Source organism: Streptococcus minor DSM 17118 (assembly GCF_000377005.1).
GTDB classification, from domain to species: domain Bacteria; phylum Bacillota; class Bacilli; order Lactobacillales; family Streptococcaceae; genus Streptococcus; species Streptococcus minor.
In genome coordinates, this window is the sequence record NZ_AQYB01000033.1 from 699,279 (window position 1) to 718,259 (window position 18,981).

The 18,981-nt window shown below is 43.4% G+C and carries 21 protein-coding genes; 6 read left to right on the forward strand and 15 right to left on the reverse strand.

Going from position 1 to position 18,981, the window contains the following annotated elements; translation table 11 throughout:
* Positions 1-64: 64 nt before the first annotated feature.
* Genes F602_RS0109770 through F602_RS0109780 form a run of 3 tightly spaced genes read right to left on the reverse strand, consistent with a single transcriptional unit; the run spans position 65 to position 2,217 of the window.
* A complete protein-coding gene (locus tag F602_RS0109770) occupies positions 65-721 on the reverse strand; it encodes a DUF1803 domain-containing protein (protein WP_018167800.1) in 657 nt (218 codons plus the stop codon).
* Positions 722-775: 54 nt separating this feature from the next.
* Positions 776-1,222, reverse strand: a complete 447-nt coding sequence (locus F602_RS0109775) for a rhodanese-like domain-containing protein (RefSeq protein WP_018167801.1) — start codon at positions 1,220-1,222, stop codon at positions 776-778.
* A gap of 59 nt (positions 1,223-1,281) precedes the next feature.
* The gene (locus F602_RS0109780) at positions 1,282-2,217 is read right to left on the reverse strand and encodes a manganese-dependent inorganic pyrophosphatase (RefSeq protein WP_018167802.1); all 936 of its coding nucleotides are present in this window, start codon (positions 2,215-2,217) and stop codon (positions 1,282-1,284) included.
* A 223-nt stretch (positions 2,218-2,440) separates the two neighbouring features.
* Between F602_RS0109780 and F602_RS0109785 the strand changes: the two genes are divergently transcribed.
* The gene (locus tag F602_RS0109785; protein ID WP_018167803.1) at positions 2,441-4,138 is read left to right on the forward strand and encodes a M3 family oligoendopeptidase; all 1,698 of its coding nucleotides are present in this window, start codon (positions 2,441-2,443) and stop codon (positions 4,136-4,138) included.
* Positions 4,139-4,418: 280 nt separating this feature from the next.
* On the opposite strand, the gene pflA is transcribed toward F602_RS0109785, so the two are convergent.
* Together pflA and F602_RS0109795 are read right to left on the reverse strand one after the other, a co-directional pair.
* The gene (pflA, locus tag F602_RS0109790; RefSeq protein ID WP_018167804.1) at positions 4,419-5,207 is read right to left on the reverse strand and encodes a pyruvate formate-lyase-activating protein; all 789 of its coding nucleotides are present in this window, start codon (positions 5,205-5,207) and stop codon (positions 4,419-4,421) included.
* Positions 5,208-5,522: 315 nt separating this feature from the next.
* Positions 5,523-6,878: a hemolysin family protein gene (locus tag F602_RS0109795; protein WP_018167805.1), complete on the reverse strand. Its 1,356-nt coding sequence runs from the start codon at positions 6,876-6,878 to the stop codon at positions 5,523-5,525.
* Between the two features lie 174 nt (positions 6,879-7,052).
* Between F602_RS0109795 and F602_RS0109800 the strand changes: the two genes are divergently transcribed.
* A complete protein-coding gene (locus tag F602_RS0109800) occupies positions 7,053-7,832 on the forward strand; it encodes an ABC transporter ATP-binding protein (protein ID WP_018167806.1) in 780 nt (259 codons plus the stop codon).
* Positions 7,833-8,010: 178 nt separating this feature from the next.
* On the opposite strand, the gene F602_RS0109805 is transcribed toward F602_RS0109800, so the two are convergent.
* The 4 genes from F602_RS0109805 to mnmL form a co-directional block, all read right to left on the reverse strand.
* Entirely contained in the window at positions 8,011-8,430 is a 420-nt protein-coding gene (locus F602_RS0109805; protein WP_018167807.1) for a hypothetical protein, read from the reverse strand.
* A gap of 241 nt (positions 8,431-8,671) precedes the next feature.
* Entirely contained in the window at positions 8,672-9,220 is a 549-nt protein-coding gene (mnmM, locus tag F602_RS0109815; RefSeq protein WP_018167809.1) for a tRNA 5-(aminomethyl)-2-thiouridylate-methyltransferase MnmM, read from the reverse strand.
* A 9-nt stretch (positions 9,221-9,229) separates the two neighbouring features.
* Positions 9,230-9,874 carry a YdcF family protein gene (locus tag F602_RS0109820; RefSeq protein ID WP_018167810.1) on the reverse strand — a complete coding sequence of 215 codons (645 nt, stop codon included), beginning with the start codon at positions 9,872-9,874 and terminating at the stop codon, positions 9,230-9,232.
* Positions 9,875-9,880: 6 nt separating this feature from the next.
* On the reverse strand, positions 9,881-10,804 hold the full coding sequence (gene mnmL, locus F602_RS0109825) for a tRNA modification radical SAM protein MnmL/YtqA (RefSeq protein WP_018167811.1): 924 nt from the start codon (positions 10,802-10,804) through the stop codon (positions 9,881-9,883).
* A gap of 91 nt (positions 10,805-10,895) precedes the next feature.
* Here mnmL and F602_RS0109830 point away from each other — a divergent pair, with 91 nt between their 5' ends.
* From F602_RS0109830 to F602_RS0109845, 4 genes are all read left to right on the forward strand, one after another.
* Positions 10,896-11,558, forward strand: coding sequence for a prepilin peptidase (locus F602_RS0109830; protein ID WP_018167812.1), 663 nt, complete (start codon positions 10,896-10,898; stop codon positions 11,556-11,558).
* 100 nt (positions 11,559-11,658) lie between these two features.
* Positions 11,659-13,116 carry a nicotinate phosphoribosyltransferase gene (locus tag F602_RS0109835; RefSeq protein ID WP_018167813.1) on the forward strand — a complete coding sequence of 486 codons (1,458 nt, stop codon included), beginning with the start codon at positions 11,659-11,661 and terminating at the stop codon, positions 13,114-13,116.
* Entirely contained in the window at positions 13,116-13,943 is an 828-nt protein-coding gene (nadE, locus tag F602_RS0109840) for an ammonia-dependent NAD(+) synthetase (protein ID WP_018167814.1), read from the forward strand. Before F602_RS0109835 ends, nadE begins: the two co-directional genes overlap by 1 nt.
* Positions 13,944-14,012: 69 nt before the next feature.
* Entirely contained in the window at positions 14,013-14,582 is a 570-nt protein-coding gene (locus tag F602_RS0109845) for a GNAT family N-acetyltransferase (RefSeq protein WP_018167815.1), read from the forward strand.
* Positions 14,583-14,584: 2 nt separating this feature from the next.
* On the opposite strand, the gene F602_RS0109850 is transcribed toward F602_RS0109845, so the two are convergent.
* The 6 genes from F602_RS0109850 to rsmD all read right to left on the reverse strand — a co-directional run bounded on the left by F602_RS0109850 (position 14,585) and on the right by rsmD (position 18,960).
* Entirely contained in the window at positions 14,585-15,106 is a 522-nt protein-coding gene (locus F602_RS0109850; protein WP_018167816.1) for a VanZ family protein, read from the reverse strand.
* Entirely contained in the window at positions 15,103-16,224 is a 1,122-nt protein-coding gene (gene rlmN / locus F602_RS0109855) for a dual-specificity RNA methyltransferase RlmN (RefSeq protein WP_018167817.1), read from the reverse strand. Before rlmN ends, F602_RS0109850 begins: the two co-directional genes overlap by 4 nt.
* A 2-nt stretch (positions 16,225-16,226) precedes the next feature.
* Positions 16,227-16,790, reverse strand: coding sequence for a YutD family protein (locus tag F602_RS0109860; RefSeq protein WP_018167818.1), 564 nt, complete (start codon positions 16,788-16,790; stop codon positions 16,227-16,229).
* 116 nt (positions 16,791-16,906) lie between these two features.
* Positions 16,907-17,956 (reverse strand): SepM family pheromone-processing serine protease, encoded by a 1,050-nt coding sequence (locus F602_RS0109865; protein WP_018167819.1) that lies wholly within the window; start codon positions 17,954-17,956, stop codon positions 16,907-16,909.
* Positions 17,943-18,431 (reverse strand): pantetheine-phosphate adenylyltransferase, encoded by a 489-nt coding sequence (gene coaD / locus F602_RS0109870; protein ID WP_018167820.1) that lies wholly within the window; start codon positions 18,429-18,431, stop codon positions 17,943-17,945. Before coaD ends, F602_RS0109865 begins: the two co-directional genes overlap by 14 nt.
* Complete coding sequence (gene rsmD / locus F602_RS0109875) at positions 18,421-18,960, reverse strand: 16S rRNA (guanine(966)-N(2))-methyltransferase RsmD (protein ID WP_018167821.1); 540 nt, start codon at positions 18,958-18,960, stop codon at positions 18,421-18,423. The genes coaD and rsmD overlap by 11 nt, the downstream gene beginning before the upstream one ends.
* Positions 18,961-18,981: the final 21 nt, after the last annotated feature.

Here is an 18,981-nt window from a genome sequence, read left to right on the forward strand (position 1 = left end):
GAAGAATTCCACTAAAACATGTGTAGAATGTAACTGACAACTTGGCAGTCACCCATTTGCGTATCTAGTTCTGACTTGTAAAAATCAGACTTTCTTGATCTATATCCATGGTCAAGATATAGGTCTGAGGCGCAACCTCTTCCATGAAGCCGAGAATAATCAGAGCTCGAACAAAGATATCTGGCCGTCGCTGAATGACGCGTTCCTTCCGAGTGAATTTCAAAAGAAAACTGGTCATATATTTAAGAGCATACTCTGGATTAACATCCCCCAAAACAGAATAGAGTTTTTCTTGGTCAAGGGACAATGTTTCTTGGCTCCTCATCTTGTAAAAGTAAGAATTTAAGGTCAGGCGCTCCCGTACCACATCTACTTCTTCCTCAATGATTAAGTGATTGCTGGTATTAGTGGTCTGCTGTTTGACAGTAACTCCTTTGAGTTTTTCAAAAATAGCTGACTCTGTATCCACAAAAATTTCTTGATCTAGAGTGAGATCATCTAAGCTATCCAACAAATGAAATCCGTTGCGATAACGGCGATTTTCACGAACAATATATCCTGCTTTGATATAGGCTTCTAACTGTCTATCTATATTGTTTTCCTCTTCAAACCTCGCTTTGATCTGGCGTAGAGTCACATCCTGATTGTCATGAAGAAAGTTGATAAGAGCCTGAAAAAAGGGCTGACGGGTCAGTTTGTTGGTATGAAAGATTCTAATCATAAAACCATTATAGCACAGGTCAAAAAAAGTACAACCAGCAAGCTGGTCGTACCGTTATTCTATCTTGCCGCCAATAGCCTCTACCTGCTCCAATCCTCCCAAATCATAGACTTGAGTGAAGCCTGCATCACGCAGAATCTTGGTCGCTTCCGCTGATCGAATACCTCTCAGGCAGTGGACATATATCTTGGTGTCTTTTGGGATTTCAGGCAAGGTTCCAGACTGAAGGTCTGAGATGGGAACATTATCTGTAATACCGAAATTTCCAGCATTGAACTCAGCCTCACTGCGGACATCGAAAAATTTTGCCCCCTGTTCCACATCAGCCTTCACATCCATAAAAGAAATCTGATTTTTCTGGGCATCAGGTCCAGCCTGAGACCAGTCTATGCTAGATTGTGAAGAATTTGATTCTTGACCTAAACTTGATGAATGGTCAGACTGACAGGCACCTAAGAGTAGCATAGCTCCCAATAACATGACAAAAGATAGTTTTTTCATTCTTGCTCCTATTGAACGAAAAGTGTTTCAACAAATCTACTCGAAACTTTATGAAGGAGTTATCCACCAAAACTTTCAGTCAACTGTGGCACAACTTGTTTCTTACGAGAGACAGCCCCAGCTAGGAAAGCATGATTGTTTTCTAAAGTAAATGCAAAAGCTGACTCTACCTTGTCCATATTGGCACCTAGAGCCAAGATTTCAGAGTTAGAGTTGACAATATCTGTAATCATCAGTACAAAGTCAGAGTATCCTTCTGCGGTAATGGCTGATTTGATAGCTGTTTCGATTTCTTCCTGGCGCTCCAAGACTTCTGCAATGTCCACGGTGTTGACCTGAGCCACGCGGACATGATTTCCATTGAGTTCAAAAGTCTTAGCATCAATATCAATCAATTCTTCTGCAGATTTGCTTGCCAGATTGGTACCGGCTTTGAGTAGGGCTAAGCCATATTCTTCCAAATTGACTCCTGCTATTTCTGCCAGTTCTGCCGCAACCTGTGGGTCTGATTTATGGGTAGTTGGTGATTTAAGCAAGAGAGTATCCGAAATCAAGCCAGAAAGGAGCATACCTGCGACTTCTTTTGGTAAGGTAATACCTGCTTCTTTAGAAGCACGGTAAACGATAGAAGAAGCTGAACCAACTGGCTCCAAACGCATATAAAGAGGATTGGCCGTTTCAAAATTAGCTACACGGTGGTGATCAATGACAGCCGCAACTTCCACTTCACGAATATCTGAAATTGATTGCTGGAACTCATTGTGGTCAGTCAGGATAACTTGACTCACCCCTTCTGCCACAGCAGATTCTACCACACGTGGCGCAGGGATACCAAAGTAATCCAAGGCGAAGGCTGTTTCTTCATTTGGCTCACCCAGAGCCACTGCTTCTGCATCTCGTCCCCAAGCCTCACGCTCTAGGTAGGCCCAACCATACGAAGATGCGATCGCATCTGTATCAGGATTTTGGTGACCAAAAACTAACAATTTTGCCATATTCTAAAACCTCTTTTTCTATAATCGATTTATTTTATCATATTTTTCAAAACTTGTGAAATCCCGTCTAACTAGATTTGCAAATCGCTTCCATTTGGAGTAAGATAGGTATAGTAAAAATTGGAAGGCAATAAACTTTAGATAGAAAACTTATGAGCCCCGTTCAATCCAGTCTTTCTATGCTGACTTGTATTGTTTTCCATAGATGTTGAAAGGAAATAAAATGAAATTTGCAGATTATCGCTACACTCGTCCCGATTATGAAAGTATCAAAGCCAAGATGGCTGATTTGACAAACAGATTAGCACATGCTGCTTCTGCTGAGGAAACACGCCAAATCGTACAAGATATCACCGCTATCAGCTCAACAGTTGACACTCAGATGAATATCTGGAGTATTCGTCATTCTATCGATATGCAGGATGAGTTTTACAATGAAGAAACTAAATTTTGGAACGAGCACAGCCCACTCTTTAATGAACTCTGGACTAATTACTACCGGGTCATCGTAGAGAGTCCTTACCGCACCAACTTGGCAGATCTCTTACCAGAGACCTTCTTTATGCTGGCTGAAAACCAACTCCAAATCTTCTCATCAGAAGCCATCCCCCTTTTCCAAAAGCAAAATGAGTTGGTGGACCAGTACAATAACCTCATGGCCACTGCCCAACTAAACTTCAATGGGCAAACTTACAACCTCTCTCAGATGGGACCTTTTACCCAGTCAACTGACCGTGCAATCCGCAAGGAAGCGTCGGAAACTGTGACAAGCTTTTTTGAAGAAAAAGAAGCTGATTTTGATTCTGTCTATGATCAACTTGTCAAGGTCCGTCATGAGATTGCAACCACTTTAGGGTTCAAAGACTATGTGGAATATGGCTACAAGATGATGAACCGTTTTGACTACAATCGTGATATGGTCAAAATTTACCGAGAAGAAATCCTCAAGCATGTAGTGCCAGTTGTTGAGAAACTACGCCAGCGTCAAGCCAAACGTATCCAAGTCCCAGAACTCAAATACTATGACCTCTTATTAGAATACCTAGATGGCAATGCCACACCAAAGGGCAGCCCTGAAGAACTAGTCGCCCAAGCTCAAAAGATGTATCAAGAGCTGTCACCGGAAACAGGACAATTTTTTGATTTCATGGTGGAACATGATTTACTCGATTTGCTCGCCAAGGAAGGGAAGGATACCGGTGGTTATTGTACCTACATTGCCGATTACCAGAGTCCTTTCATCTTCGCCAACTTTAACGGTACTAGTGCCGATATTGATGTTTTAACTCATGAAGCCGGCCATGCCTTTCAGGTCTTTCGCTCACGCTGGATACAATGCCCTGAAGTCATCTGGCCAACCTATGAATCTTGTGAGATTCATTCCATGTCTATGGAGTTTATCACTTGGCCTTGGATGAATCATTTCTTCAAGGAGCAAGTGGATAAATACAAGTTTAGCCACCTATCCAGTACCCTCTTCTTCTTGCCTTACGGTGTCTTGGTTGACCACTTCCAACATGAAGTATATGAACATCCTGAGATGACTCCTGCAGAACGCAAAGCTACTTGGAAGCGCCTAGCAGACCTCTATTTGCCTGACCGTGATTATTCAGAATCAGACTTCTTAAGTCGGGGTGGTTTCTGGTTCCGCCAAGGACATATTTTTGCTAGCCCGTTCTACTATATTGACTATACTTTGGCTCAAGTCTGCGCTCTCCAATTCTGGAAACGTACGCAGGTTGATCACGATGCAACAGCTTGGGAAGATTACTTGCGTATCTGTGACTTAGGTGGCAGTAAATCCTTCCTACAAATCGTCGAAGCAGCAAATCTCCAATCTCCTTTCAAAGAAGGGGCTCTTGAAGCCACTGTCAAAGCGGCAAATGACTGGTTGAATGCCATTGATGACAAGGCTTTGTAAGCCTATTATGTAAAAGTTGTGAGAATCTCTCACAGCTTTTTTAATTGCCTATCTTAAATCATTTTATTCTCCACAAAGCAGGCAAACAAAGATCAGAAAAAGGAGAACATCACCAAAAACTGAACCACCTCCTGAGATGTTTGTGTGCGACTATACAACAGACACTGAATACTCAATATGAATGAGTATAGAAAAACTCCTCCCATTGTTTCGAATGAATATTTGTCTATTCACTATCCACTATAGGAGGAGCATGTTCTAATACTTCTGTTTCTGATTGTTAACTACGTATTCGATTTAGGTAATCCTGATAAGTCTCTGTTTCCATCAGTCTTTTTGCATTTTCAACTCGTTCTTTCGTTGGCGGCTTGGTGCCTTCTAGTGGGTAAGGTTTGCCTAGTTCCCTCCACTTAAATTCCCCTAAGTTGTGGTAGGGCAACACTTCAAAGCGCTCGACGTTCTTCAATGTCTTGACATATTCGCCTAATTTGATTAAATCTTCATCGCGGTCTGTTAGCCCAGGCACCAACACATGTCGAATCCAGACAGGCTTACCTATCTCAGATAGGTACTCTGCACAGGCCAGGATATTTTTATTGCTGTGACCTGTCACGATACGGTGTTGCTCTGGATTGATTTCCTTAATATCCAATAGAACCAAATCGGTGACTTCCATCAGACGATTGTATTTTTCCAGATAGCGGGGAGTATTGCGGAAAGTCAGAGCACAGGTATCTAGTGTTGTATGAATTCCCTTTTCCTTAGCCAATGTAAAGAGGGCAATCAAAAAATCTATCTGAATGGTCGCTTCCCCACCAGATACAGTGATTCCTCCATCCCTGCCCCAAAACATCTTGAAACGAAGCGCTTCATTGAGTACATCCTCAGCCGTCCGCTCCCTAGCATTGGGATTGACCAACTCCCAAGTGTCTGGATTGTGGCAATATTGACAGCGCATATGACAACCCTGCATAAAGACCACAAAGCGAATACCTGGTCCATCTACAGCTCCAAAGCTTTCTGTTGAATGAACCAAACCTGTTACATTCCGATAATCAATCTCTGTCATATACTTTTCCTCATCCCTTAATAAGTCTAGTATAACACAAAAATGTAAACGCTACTATCTTTTAGTTGAGACAATACCGATGAAATAGTTCATTGCGGTAAATGGGGGTATAGTACTCCTAGAAAGTCAAAAAGAGAGTTAGCAAAAGCCACCCTCTTGATTTTATATTTTCTACATACCGAAGGCACAAGGTTGGCTAGCATATCCTTTATTTAAGCTAATCTAACAAGCCAGTCAGCCTTGCGAAAGCAAGAGCAAAATCCCCTACGAGGTGAGAGGATAGCATCCTTCAACAAATCAATATTGCCTGCTATTTCAACTGTTTGAGGTCTTCCCAGCTCCCTCTCCTTCCAGTTCTTCAAGTGGTGTGATGAGAATTTTCAGCTTGGTGACACGACCATTTTTGACCTTGTCGTTCATCATGACCAAATGATGTCCCTTATTATCCAACTCGTGAGCCACTTTTTCTTCCTGAGTAGGGATTGTTCCCACTCCGGTCAGATAATAACCCGCAATCGTATCCACATCATCACTTTCCAATTCCAGCCCAAAGTGCTCATTGAAGTCATTGATGGTCATATTGCCTTGTACAATATAGGTATTGTCCGCAATCTCTCTGACGAAAATTTCCGTCTTATCCGTCTCATCATCAATCTCTCCAACAATCTCCTCTAGCAAATCTTCCAGAGTGACTAGACCAGCCACGCCACCGTACTCATCCAGCAAGATGGCCATTTGATTTTGGGTGTTACGCAACTGTCTGAGCAAGTCATCGACAAAGATGGTTTCTGGTACAAAGAGGGGTTCTTGCATAATCCGACGGATATTCAGGTTATCAAAGCCATTTGTAAACCCTTCTGCCAAAATTTTCCTCGTGTGAATGAGGCCGATAATATTGTCCTTATCCCCATCATAGACAGGAATACGTGAGAAATTCTGTTTGAGGACAGCAGACATAATGGTCTCTGGGTCGTCCTTGATATCCACCATAAAGGCGTCTGTTCGAGGTACCATGACTTCACGTGCCAAGAGCTCATCAAGAGCGAAAATTCCCTGTAACATCTCGATTTCTTCTGCATCTAGGGTCTCCTCGCTACGTGTTAGCATGTACTCAATTTCATCACGCGTCATCTGCCCATCCGCATCGTCAAAAGTCATTGGAGTGATACGACTGAGAAGATTGGTCGAGGCAGACAGCAACCAGACAAAGGGACTCACAATCCTACCTAATCCAATGATGACTGGTGCTGATAGAACCGCCAAATTTTCCTTCATGTTCATCGCAATCCTCTTTGGATAAAGCTCGCCTAGAACAATGGAGATATACGTTAAAAGTGTCAGTGCGAGCCAATAGCCAACGGTTTGAGCTGTAGTAGTGTTTCCTATCCAGCCTGCAAAAATAGCCCCTAAATCACCAGCCAAGCTCGCCCCTGATAAGATATTGATGAGGGTTATCCCGACCTGAATGGTCGATAAGAAGTTATTTGGATTGTCCAAAACCTGCTGGAGTCGGACGAATTTTAGAATACCTTCTGCAGCCTTTTGCTCCACCCGCGAGCGGTTCAGCGATACCAAGGCCATCTCAGAAGCTGAGAAAAAGGCATTCAAAAAAGTTAGAAATAATAAGACGATAAGTTTAAGATAAATGGTCTGACTACCGGGGTCTTCCATGACAATCTCCTGTTTCTTAAAAATAGTAACCTCATTATATCATATTTTAAGAATTACGGAAATAACAGGCTTTTTATATAGAAAAGATTCCAATTTTATCAAAAAAGAAGGAAGTACGCGCTGACTCTCTTTTTATGGTAAAATAAACAAAAAACTAAAAATGGAGATGCAATGATGATTTTATCCATGAAAGAAGTTAGCTTTCGCAGACAGGGCAAATATATCCTTGACAAGATTAGCTGGGAATTTGAAAAAGGGCAAACTTGGGCTATTTTGGGACTCAATGGGGCTGGAAAATCCACCCTCCTGCGGATTCTAACAGCAGAATTTTGGAAATCATCTGGAGACTTAACTGTCCTGGGTGTACCGTTTGGTAAGGGCGATATTCCAACATTGCGCACCAAAATCGGCATCGTCGGGTCCTTTCTAGCTGAGCGTTTTCCCACAGATCTTCTAGCTGAACAAATCGTCTTGACCGGCAAATACAAGTCCTCCATTCTCTACCGTGAATACGGGCAAAAAGAGCTAAATGAAGCTATCGAGATGCTGACCAGTATCGATGGTGCCCACCTGATCGGTCGCACCTATGCTAGCCTGTCTCAGGGAGAACGTCAACTCCTCCTCATCGCCCGCAGTCTCATGGAAAGCCCTGAACTCTTGATCTTAGATGAAGCTACAGTTGGACTGGATTTGCTGGCAAGAGAACGCCTGCTCAAGCACCTCCACCATATCTGCCAACTAGAGCATGCTCCCGCTATCGTCTTTGTCACCCATCATGCAGAAGAAATCACCGCTGACTTCAGCCATGTGCTCCTCCTTAAAGAAGGAAAAGTCCTAGCTCAAGGACCAAAACAAAAGATCTTGACCGCAGAACTCCTCGAAAACTTTTACGGAAACCAAGTCGAGTTGATACCACTTGGTGATGAAAGAGTCTTTATTAAACCAAAAGTATGAAGATGAACAGTAAAAAAGCCCATCAGGGCTTTTTTTGCTTCTTTTTTGACTTTAAACTGACAGCCAGATGTTCATCTTAACAGACTTATACCTGCTCACTTTTTGTTGCCTTATGAGGGCAAATAGATTGGATTATCCTCCATCACACTTCAGGCTGTACTAGAAAGAACTAAAGCCATTATTTCATCACAACCATCCGTGAGGGAATTCCCTGACTCTCCAGTTTTGCCATCAGCATATGAATGGTTTCTTCCATCTCTTCTTTTGTACTCTTAGTCACAAACTTTTGGTACAAAACACTACTATCAAACCAATAAGGACGACTGATTCGACCATCTTTTTTGATGATTCTAAGCTGACCCATAAAATTTGTAAAGCCTGATTTGGTGGTAGCAAACTTCGAAAACTCTACTCGGCTGATGTCTTCCAATGAATAGCTGACAGGAATCCCAGCCAGAATAGTCAATTTCCCATCTGAAATATAGAAAATATCATAGAAACCCTGTCTCTGCCTTCCTCTTTTGATCAGGAAAAATAAGCAAGCCACCAGCACAACTAGAGCCATGCCACTTTCAAGAAGTATCCTATTGTCTATCATTCTATCACCCCCCTATTTCTGATGATTTCCCCATCCAGTCATTGACTAACTCCATTTCCATGCACACTTCTCCAAATGCTCAAAACATTGACTAGCTACCTCTCTAAAAAAGCACCTTATTTCTTAAATATCCAGAGAAAGCAGTAGGTTCAATACGATTCCCACCTAACTTTGCCCACGTTATATTCATGTACAGAAGACTAAAATCTACTTTTACCAGCATATTTTTCCTTTACCAAGACTATTTCAAGCGCTCCACCATAACCAAAAAAGGTGGGGTATTGATTTGGTTAAGTGGCTTGTAGAGCATGGTAGCAAAATCTTCCTGAGGAAGTTTTTGGATAAAATCCAATACCGCATCCTTCTCTACATCCCCTCCCTCATGTCCATAATAAATCATGATAGATAGACGACCACCCACTTCCAGTAGGTTCAAGACCTTCTCAATAGCTATCAGAGTCGTTTGAGGTTGAGTAATGATAGACTTATCCGCAGATGGTAGATAACCCAAGTTGAATATAGCTGCCCGAATGGGCTCCGTGACAAACTCATCTAAATGCTCATGGCCTGTCAGATGCAGCCTCGCATTAGTGAGCCCAGCCTCAGCCAAGCGCTGACTGGTTTTTTCCAAAGCCTGCTCCTGAACGTCGAAGGCATGGACCAACTTAGCCCGCCGCGCCAAGAAGAGGGTGTCGTGCCCATTGCCCATGGTCGCATCCACAGCAACAGCACTCGAATCTAACACCTCCGCCAAAAAATCATGGGAGAGGTGGATAGGACGTTTGATCATATTTGCTCCTTATTCATCATCTACATTAAGTGCCTGAATATCACCCTTTTTTCCATAGTGGAGTATTCTAAGATATTCTCCCCAAATACGCGATTTCCCAACTTCTGTATCCATCCATGTATCACGTGATATAGAAATTCCCTTATAGGTTGCATTAAATGTGAAAGGAATAAAGTTTAGGTGATCAGGCAAATGTTTGGCTAATGTCCGCCATTGTCTACCAGTTACATGACTTTTACAGACAAACATCAACGAATGAATCCTTTCGAAATCAAATATTTCTTTCGCAAAAAGGACATTTTCTAACGTATTGGTAGAGCGATTCTCATACAAAATCACTTCATTCGGAATATCGGCTGCAAGCAAGTATTTCACAATCACTTCTGCTTCTGGTGTTTCTTTTCCATATTTCCAATTCGGATTCGGTGTTGATGTTGGACTAACACCACCTGTCACGATAATATGCCTTACAAGACCCGATTGGTATGCTTCAATCGCCTTTTCCCAGTGTCCAGCATGAGTACCACCAAATACGAAAAGAGAATCACAGACTCGAGGAGAAACTAACTCACCAAAGGTAAGATTTGTTAAAAAAGCTATCTCCTCTTCTGATAATTTAGGTACTGCTGGTGTTTTTGGAATTATTGGTTTCATATTGACTCACTTCCCAGCCTTACAGCCCTGCCTACTTCCTCGTCTCTCCATTTCTTTATCAATGGCGTTGAGGACCTCCCACTTGTTGAGACTCCACATGGGACCAATCAACATGTGCCGGGGAGCGTCACCTGTGATACGGTGGATAACCATGCGTGCAGGGATGATTTCCAACTGGTCACAGATAACATTGACATATTCTTCCTGGCTCATCAGCTGGAGCCTTCCTTCGTGAAAATCTCTCTGCATACGGGTATTGGTCATCAGATGCAGCAAATGCAACTTGATCCCATCAATATCATTATCCGTCACACAACGACGAACATTTTCCACCATCATCTCGTGAGTCTCTCCGGGCAGACCATTGATTAGATGCGCGACAATTTCTGCCTTAGGGGCTAGCTTGCGGATCCGCTTGACTGTCTCCACATAGAGGCTATAAGAATGCGCACGATTAATCAACTCAGAAGTGGTTTCAAAAGTGGTTTGCAGGCCTAGCTCCAGTGTCACATGCATACGGTCTGTCAGCTCAGCAATGTAGGCTAAAGTCTCATCGGGTAGGCAGTCAGGACGCGTACCGATGTTAATACCCACTACGCCTGGCTCATTGATGGCTTGCTCATAACGCTCACGCAGGACCTCCACCTTGTCATGAGTATTGGTGAAATTCTGGAAATAAACCAAGTACTTCTGAACCTCTGGCCACTTGCGATGCATGAAGTCAATTTCTTTGTAAAATTGCTCGCGAATAGGGGCATCCGGTGCCACGATGGCATCACCAGAACCAGACACTGTACAAAAAGTACAGCCTCCCTTGGCCACTGTTCCATCTCTGTTTGGACAGTCAAAACCTGCATCAATGGGCACCTTAAAAATCTTCTCACCAAAGAGTTTTCGGTAATAATCATTTAATGTATTGTAACGTTTCATATTCCTTTATTATAGCATACCTGAGAGGTCTTTTTTGGAAAAAACAGTATCCTATCTCCACTTTTTTCTACCTTTTTGCGAATAAGTAAGTATGAAGCTTATTATTATATTTTTACTTGGTGCCAGCCTCGGTTCCTTCCTTGGTCTAGTTATTGACCGTTTTCCACAAGAATCCATCATCTTTCCTGCCAGTCATTGCAACCATTGCAAAAAACAGCTAAAGGCTTGGGATTTGATCCCGATTTTTTCCCAGATTTGGCGCAACTATCGTTGTGGCTATTGCCAAGCCAAGATTCCCATTTGGTATGGTATTTTTGAAGCCATTACAGGAGGATTACTACTCTTGCTAGAGTATGGCCACCTAACTCTATCTCAACTTTTGCTGATTTTAGCTGGTTTAGTCTTGGCAGTCTACGATATCAAACACAGAGAGTATCCTCTCATGGTCTGGTTGGTCTTTGCCAGTTTAGTTCTAGCTCTCATAGGTTTTAACACCACCTTCTTTTTCTTTATTCTCCTAGCCATTCTAGCTGAAATTTTCCCCCTCAAGATGGGGTCAGGAGATTTTCTCTACATGGCTCTCATTGCCCTCGTCTTCTCCACTACCGACTTGCTCTGGGTCATCCAAATCAGCTCCTTCTTTGGTATCCTTTTTGCCGTCTCTTTCCCACAAAAATCCCAGCCCATCCCCTTTATCCCATTTCTCCTTCTAGGCCTACTTTGCTATCTCCCCTTGGTCTCCTTTGTATTTTAAGAAAACAACCCCATGCTAAAGCATGGGGTCTTAGCAGATAAGAAATATCCCTTCTGACTTTTTTATGCTATAATGATGTCATTATAAAAGGAGATTGCTTATGTATCCAGATGATAGTTTGACCCTACACACAGACCTCTACCAACTAAACATGATGCAGGTCTATTTTGAACAAGGTATTCACAACAAAAAGGCCGTCTTTGAGGTTTACTTCCGCAAGGTTCCTTTTAGCAATGGCTATGCCGTTTTTGCTGGACTGGAGCGCATTGTCAGATACCTACAAGAACTCAAATTTACAGAAACAGACCTGGCCTATCTACGTGATCAGGGCTACAATGAAGCCTTTTTAACCTATCTACGCGATTTGAAGCTGGAATTGACCGTCAAGTCTGCACGCGAAGGTGACTTGGTCTTTGCCAACGAGCCCATCGTTCAAATCGAAGGACCACTGGCTCAATGTCAGATGATTGAGACAGCCCTCCTCAATATTGTTAATTTCCAAACCCTGATTGCCACAAAGGCATCTCGCATTCGAGCAGTCATTGAAGATGAACCCCTCTTGGAGTTTGGTAGCCGTCGTGCTCAAGAGATGGATGCAGCTATCTGGGGCACCCGTGCTGCTATCGTTGGTGGCGCCAACGCCACCTCCAATGTCCGAGCTGGTAAAATCTTCGGTATCCCTATATCAGGCACGCATGCCCATGCCCTTGTCCAAGCTTATGGCAATGACTATGACGCCTTCAAAGCGTACGCTAGTACCCACAAGGACTGTGTTTTCTTAGTCGACACCTATGACACGCTGCGCATCGGAGTACCAACTGCTATCAAGGTGGCTAAGGAAATGGGTGACAAGATTAACTTCCTTGGCGTCCGTTTAGACTCCGGTGACTTGGCTTATTTATCCAAGAAAGTCCGTCAACAACTGGATGATGCCGGCTTCCCAGATGCCAAAATCTATGCTTCCAATGACCTCGATGAACACACCATTCTCAACCTAAAAATGCAAAAGGCAAAAATTGATGTCTGGGGTGTGGGAACCAAACTTATCACCGCCTACGACCAACCAGCTCTAGGCGCCGTTTACAAGATTGTTTCCATCGAAGATGAGGATGGTCAGATGGTTGACACAATCAAGCTTTCAAACAATGCTGAAAAAGTGTCAACGCCAGGTAAAAAACAAGTGTGGCGTATTACTAGCCGTGAAAAAGGAAAGTCCGAAGGGGATTATATCACCTTTACCGATGTTGATGTCAATGATATGGATGAGATTTTTATGTTCCATCCAACCTATACCTACATTAACAAAACAGTCAAGAATTTCGATGCTGTTCCGCTCATGGTAGATATTTTTGACAAAGGAAATCTAGTCTACGAGCTACCTACCCTATCGGAAATTCAAGCCTATGCCAGTAAGGAATTGGATAGCCTCTGGGATGAGTACAAGCGAATCCTCAATCCTCAGGACTATCCAGTTGACTTAGCCAAGGATGTCTGGGACAACAAGATGTCCTTGATTGACCGTATCCGCAAGGAAGCCTATGCCAAAGGAGTGAACTAATGTCTCTACAAGAAGAAATTATCGCTTATGAAGGCGTCAAACCTGTCATCGATGCTCAGGAAGAAATCAGAAACAGCATTGACTTTCTCAAAGCCTACATGCTTAAGCATCCCTTTTTAAAATCCTATGTTTTGGGGATTTCAGGAGGACAGGATTCCACATTAGCGGGACGATTGGCCCAACTGGCTATGGAAGAACTCCGTTTAGAAACAGGTGATGATACTTACCAATTTATCGCTGTCCGTCTCCCTTATGGTATCCAAGCTGATGAAGCAGATGCCCAACGTGCGCTTGATTTTATCCAAGCTGATATGGAACTGACCGTTAATATCAAGGAGGCTGTTGATGGTCAAGTCGCAGCATTGGAAACAGCTGGTGTTCCTATTTCTGACTTCAATAAAGGCAATGTCAAAGCTCGCCAGCGTATGATTACCCAGTATGCCATTGCCGGCCACTATGCAGGGGCTGTTATCGGTACAGATCATGCAGCAGAAAACATCACTGGTTTCTTTACAAAGTTCGGCGATGGCGGTGCGGACATCCTTCCTCTTTTTCGCCTCAATAAACGCCAGGGCAAACAACTCCTAGTAGCACTAGGAGCAGATCCTAGCCTCTATGAAAAGATTCCGACAGCTGATTTAGAAGAAGATCGGCCAGGTCTCGCAGATGAGGTGGCCCTCGGTGTCACCTATGCTGATATTGATGACTATCTGGAAGGCAAGACGATTAGCTCCACCGCTCAAGAAACAATTGAAAGCTGGTGGTACAAAGGCCAACACAAGCGACACCTCCCCATCACTATCTTTGATGATTTTTGGAAATCCTAAACTCACATCTAACCAGTAAAATAAAGTCCCAACAATTCTCTTCTTTCATTTTGATACAGGAGGCCTGATATGAATCTTATTGGTACCAAAATTTTAAACAGCCAACGTTTACTCTTGCGCCCTTATGTTTTAGAAGATGCACCGGCTATGTTTGAGAATTGGGCTTCTCGCGCTGACAATGTCACTTATGTGACTTGGCCTCCTCATGAAAGCGTAGCATTTACCAAACAGCTCTTAAAGGAATGGATAGCTAGTTATGAAAACCCTGGCTTTTTCCACTGGGTGATCGCTCTCAAGGAGCAACCTGAGGTGGTGATTGGAGATATTAGTGTCATCCATACCAATCCTTCTACACAGTCCTGTGAACTAGGTTATATCCTCAGTCAAGATTATTGGGGACAAGGTCTGATGACGGAAGCCCTGCAAGCTGTCATTGCATTTCTCTTTCAAGAGGTTCACATCAATCGCATCACGGCCGATCATGCCACAGACAATCCTGCCTCTGGTCGCGTCATGGAAAAAGCTGGCATGAAATATGAAGGAACCTTCCGCCAAGCTGTCAACCTCAAAGGAAAGTTAGTGGATATTTCCGCATACGCTATTTTAAAAGAGGATTTTTTAGGTAATAAAAAGGACTGAAATCAGTCCTTTTTTTGTATCCATTTCCTTATTCGCAAATACGTTCCATAAGCCAAAACTCCACCTAGCGTATTGGTCCAGAGATCATCTACTTCAAACACACGACCGGCATCGATGAGTAGGTCCAACAGAAGCTGGGTGCACTCGATAAAAAGACTGAGACAAAAACTATACCATATTGCTGCTCGAAGGCTCCGCCATTGTTTAAAGAGAAACAGAAAAGTTAAGACGAGAGGATAGAGTAGAAAAATATTAGATAGATTTTGGAGGATAATCAGCCAAAGTTCGTAGAAGCTGTCCACCTGATGTCCGTTTACAATACTATTGAAGGGGGTGGGGAGGAGATAAAGCCTACCGATTTGAACCATGCCGGGAGTTTCAAAGTTCTTGTATTGGGGATACCAATACTGGGGCAAGAAGCACATACAAACAATGACCAGAGCATACAGTCCAGCCATTATTTTTATCACTCTTTGTCCTAGATGGGTTAGCTCCCCATCTGCTTTCACAAAATGTTTTATCATGCCCTGCTATCCTCAATACCTGCCTTAGCTTTAGCAGCAGCAATCCGAGCGCGATTAGCTGCACGGTCACGTTTGAGGGTATTCGAACGTAACTGACCGCAGGCAGCATCGATGTCCGTCCCATGCTCCTGACGTACGACACAGTTGACCCCATTTTTCTTGAGACGATCATAAAAGGCCGCAACTCGCTCTGGTGTCGAGCGACTATACTGGTCATGCTCACTGACTGGATTATAAGGAATGAGGTTAATGTATGATAGTTTGCGGATATTCTTGGTCAAATCTGCCAATTCTTGAGCCTGCTGCACTCCATCATTAACCTCGTTAAGCATGATATACTCAAAGGTCACGCGGCGGTTGGTCATCTGGATATAATCCTCAATAGCCTCAAAGAGAACTTCAATAGGGAATTTGCGATTGATACGCATGATGCTCGAACGCAGGTCATTATTTGGTGCATGAAGGGAAATAGCTAGGTTAACTTGAACTCCTTCACGAGCGAAATCACGAATTTTTGGTGCCAAACCTGAGGTCGAAACCGTGATATGACGTGCTCCAATCGCCAGTCCCTTATCATCATTGACCACGCGTAAAAAAGTCATGACATTGTCATAATTATCAAGAGGTTCACCAATTCCCATGACCACAATGTGGCTGACCCGCTCACCCTGCTCACGCTCGTCAAAGTATCTCTGGACTAACATGATTTGGGCCACGATTTCACCACTGCTTAAATCTCTCTGCTTAGGAATCAGACCAGATGCACAGAAAGTGCAGCCAATGTTACAGCCAACCTGAGTGGTGACACAAACCGACAAACCATAATGTTGGCGCATCAACACTGTCTCAATCAGCATTCCATCAGGCAATTCAAAGAGGTACTTGACCGTACCATCTTTTGATTCTTGAACAATCCGCTGTTGCAAAGGATTGACTACAAAGGTCTCGTTGAGCTTGGCAATGAGGTTCTTAGATAGATTGGTCATTTCTTCAAACGATTGAACTCGATTGCGATAGAGCCAGTCCCAAATCTGGGCTGCTCGAAATTTCTTTTCCCCATTTTCCAAAATCCAGTCTGTCAGAGCGCTGCGACTCAATCCATAAATTGATGGTTTCATACTTACCTCTGTTTCTCGCGAATCACAAAGCCACGTTTGGCCTCTTGGATTTCACGGTTGATTTTCTTCTTATCTTGACGCTTCTGGCGTTCTTGTCTCTGTTGTTTCTGATTGGAAGACGTCTGCTTATGCCCATTACGGTTTTCTTGCGGTTTGCGGTTGTTCCGAGAACGGTTGCGTCTGCGTCGTGGTTTATCCTCAGGCTCCACTGGCAAATCCTGCGGATGTTTGTTCTCTAAAACAAAATAGGCACAGCCAAAATTGCAATACTCTGTCAAATAATCATCCAAGCGCCCAATTTTCAAATCGGATGTAACTGGCTTATCATCCCTATAAAAGCCTTTCAGGCGCAACTGCTCATTGCCCCAGTCGCCCACGATGTAGTCAAACTTGAGCATAATTTGTGAAAAACGCTGACCGAAGGCTGTTTGATCAAATGCTTCCTTGTGGTCTAGCAACAAGCTTAACTCGATATTTTCTGACACCACCTTGTCCCCAACACGGGCAAAGGCTGGACCAGGAAATTTGTTGTAATTATATAATTCTGGAGAAACTTCTTTCTTCATTCCGATTCCTTTTCTAATGGTCTCTAACCCTCTAATTATACCCTATTTCAAGTCTTTTTACCATGCCAGAACCCAATCTAATAAATTTCAGACAATTTCAAGCTAAAAACGAAGGACTATTTGTCCTTCGTCTTCTCTAAATAAGCAATAGCTTCCTGAACAGTGGTCACAGGAACGACTTCGATGTCTAAACCTTCTTCCTTCACTGTCTTGACCGCCTCATCATAGTTACTGAGGGCCTCAGGATTCTCCTTTAAGACTTCTTTATCAACAGGGTTATTCGGAGCAAAAAAGACGGTTGCGCCAGCTTTCGCTGCTGAGATGACCTTCTTGTCTACACCACCGATGTCACCAACTGAGCCATCTTGCTCTATTGTACCAGTCCCTGCGATATCACGACCATCTCGTAAAGTAGGATCTGCTAGTTGGGTATAGATGGACAGCGTAAACATCAGCCCCGCGCTTGGTCCACCGATTCCTGCTGTTTGAAACTCGATAGGTACATCTGCCTTGACTTCCGTATGGTCCACCAAGCCAATCCCAATCCCGTTTTTCCCATTGTCCAATTTAATAATCTGACCATCTGCTGTTCGTTTCTCACCTAGGCTTTCATAGCCCACAGTCACATCACTCCCTAGCTTGAGACTGCTAACGTAGTCAATCAATTCTGCCGAACTTTGGAATGTTTTGCCATTGATACTGGTCACCGTATCTGCCACATTGAGAATGCCCTTAAAGGTCGAATCTTTGGCCAGGCTCAACACATAAACACCAAAAAAGTCCATACTAACCTGCTTACCAGCTAGACTCAACCCTTGATACTTAGCCAAATTTTGAGAAGTTTCCATGTAAAACTGGCTGATACGGAAATAGTCCTCGCTGGAAGAACCACCAGTCATCTCCTCATCGGTATAGATGTCCGAATGCTTATCAAAATTGGCAGCCAAGAGTTGGAGAGCAGTTGCTTGACGAACCTGAACATAGACAAAGTTATAAGAACCGGGTTCCTGATCTTCCTGGCCATTGACCATCAAAACTTGACGGATATCTGTAGCACCACCTGGACTCTCGATATAGTAAGGCAGTGGTACCAAAACCGCTGCCCAGACAGCTACCGTCGCCAAAATGATGGAAAGAATAAGAATAATTTTTTTATGTGTTTTCACGACTTGCTAACTCCTTTAAAACGACTTGGGGAACATATTGTTCGATAGATTGTCGGAAATGAAGCAATTCACGCATCCGACTCGAAGAGACAAACTTGAGCTCTGGTTTAGCCAAAAGATAGAGAGTTTCCAGTTCTGGGGCTAATGCTCGATTGTAAAAATCTAAGCTGGCTTCATACTCCAAATCCTGACCATTGCGCAAACCACGCACCAGATGGGTCACCCCCACTGACCTTGCTACATCTACGACTAACTCATCAGTTGACACCAAGACTGAAACTCTATCATGATCCGCAAACAACTCCTCCAAAATCCGATGGCGAGTTGGTACATCCAGAAGACCAACCTTATGAGGATTGTAAAAAAGTCCCACGTAAAGATGATCAAAAAGGCCACTAGCCCGCTCAATCAGGTCTAAATGCCCCAAAGTAATGGGGTCAAAAGACCCTGTAAATAATCCGATTCTATCTGACATACACCGTCACCTTGCTGATTCCATATACTTTTTGCTTCCAGATACCCAAATCTGCAATTTCTTCGGGCAAATGTACCGCTTTATCTGTTTCGCAGACCACCATGACATCCTCCGCCAAGAGGTCTCTCTGACAGAGCTGCTGAATTGTTTCAATAATGGCTTCCTTGGCATAGGGAGGATCTAGAAAAACCAAATCGAAAGTTCCTGTCAGTTGGACCAAGGCCTGATTTGCTTCCATGGTCAGGAGCTGAAACTTTTTTTCTTCCTTGGTCATGGCTATATTTTCTCGAATAATTGCCTGAGCCCTACGATCCCGCTCAACCAGAATAGCCGATGACAAACCACGGGAAACCGCCTCGATAGCCAGACCACCACTACCAGCAAACAAATCTAAAACTCGCCCCCCTTCAAAATAGGGACCAATCATATTAAAGATAGCTCCACGAACCTTGTCCGAGGTTGGCCTCGTCGTCTGACCATCCAATGTTTTGAGGGGGCGACCACCATAATTTCCAGAAACAACTCTCATAGCTGTTATTATAGCAAATTT

Bases quoted from the DNA above. Each gene is read 5' to 3' on its own strand.
- rlmN (WP_018167817.1), bottom strand. From the start codon at position 16,224: ATGAAACCATCAATTTATGGATTGAGTCGCAGCGCTCTGACAGACTGG.
- coaD (WP_018167820.1), bottom strand. From the start codon at position 18,431: ATGTCAGATAGAATCGGATTATTTACAGGGTCTTTTGACCCCATTACT.
- rsmD (WP_018167821.1), bottom strand. From the start codon at position 18,960: ATGAGAGTTGTTTCTGGAAATTATGGTGGTCGCCCCCTCAAAACATTG.
- F602_RS0109820 (WP_018167810.1), bottom strand. From the start codon at position 9,874: ATGAAACCAATAATTCCAAAAACACCAGCAGTACCTAAATTATCAGAA.
- mnmM (WP_018167809.1), bottom strand. From the start codon at position 9,220: ATGATCAAACGTCCTATCCACCTCTCCCATGATTTTTTGGCGGAGGTG.
- F602_RS0109795 (WP_018167805.1), bottom strand. From the start codon at position 6,878: ATGGAAGACCCCGGTAGTCAGACCATTTATCTTAAACTTATCGTCTTA.
- F602_RS0109850 (WP_018167816.1), bottom strand. From the start codon at position 15,106: ATGATAAAACATTTTGTGAAAGCAGATGGGGAGCTAACCCATCTAGGA.
- F602_RS0109845 (WP_018167815.1), top strand. From the start codon at position 14,013: ATGAATCTTATTGGTACCAAAATTTTAAACAGCCAACGTTTACTCTTG.
- F602_RS0109805 (WP_018167807.1), bottom strand. From the start codon at position 8,430: ATGATAGACAATAGGATACTTCTTGAAAGTGGCATGGCTCTAGTTGTG.
- mnmL (WP_018167811.1), bottom strand. From the start codon at position 10,804: ATGAAACGTTACAATACATTAAATGATTATTACCGAAAACTCTTTGGT.
- F602_RS0109785 (WP_018167803.1), top strand. From the start codon at position 2,441: ATGAAATTTGCAGATTATCGCTACACTCGTCCCGATTATGAAAGTATC.
- F602_RS0109780 (WP_018167802.1), bottom strand. From the start codon at position 2,217: ATGGCAAAATTGTTAGTTTTTGGTCACCAAAATCCTGATACAGATGCG.
- F602_RS0109775 (WP_018167801.1), bottom strand. From the start codon at position 1,222: ATGAAAAAACTATCTTTTGTCATGTTATTGGGAGCTATGCTACTCTTA.
- pflA (WP_018167804.1), bottom strand. From the start codon at position 5,207: ATGACAGAGATTGATTATCGGAATGTAACAGGTTTGGTTCATTCAACA.
- F602_RS0109800 (WP_018167806.1), top strand. From the start codon at position 7,053: ATGATTTTATCCATGAAAGAAGTTAGCTTTCGCAGACAGGGCAAATAT.
- F602_RS0109860 (WP_018167818.1), bottom strand. From the start codon at position 16,790: ATGAAGAAAGAAGTTTCTCCAGAATTATATAATTACAACAAATTTCCT.
- F602_RS0109770 (WP_018167800.1), bottom strand. From the start codon at position 721: ATGATTAGAATCTTTCATACCAACAAACTGACCCGTCAGCCCTTTTTT.
- F602_RS0109835 (WP_018167813.1), top strand. From the start codon at position 11,659: ATGTATCCAGATGATAGTTTGACCCTACACACAGACCTCTACCAACTA.
- nadE (WP_018167814.1), top strand. From the start codon at position 13,116: ATGTCTCTACAAGAAGAAATTATCGCTTATGAAGGCGTCAAACCTGTC.
- F602_RS0109830 (WP_018167812.1), top strand. From the start codon at position 10,896: ATGAAGCTTATTATTATATTTTTACTTGGTGCCAGCCTCGGTTCCTTC.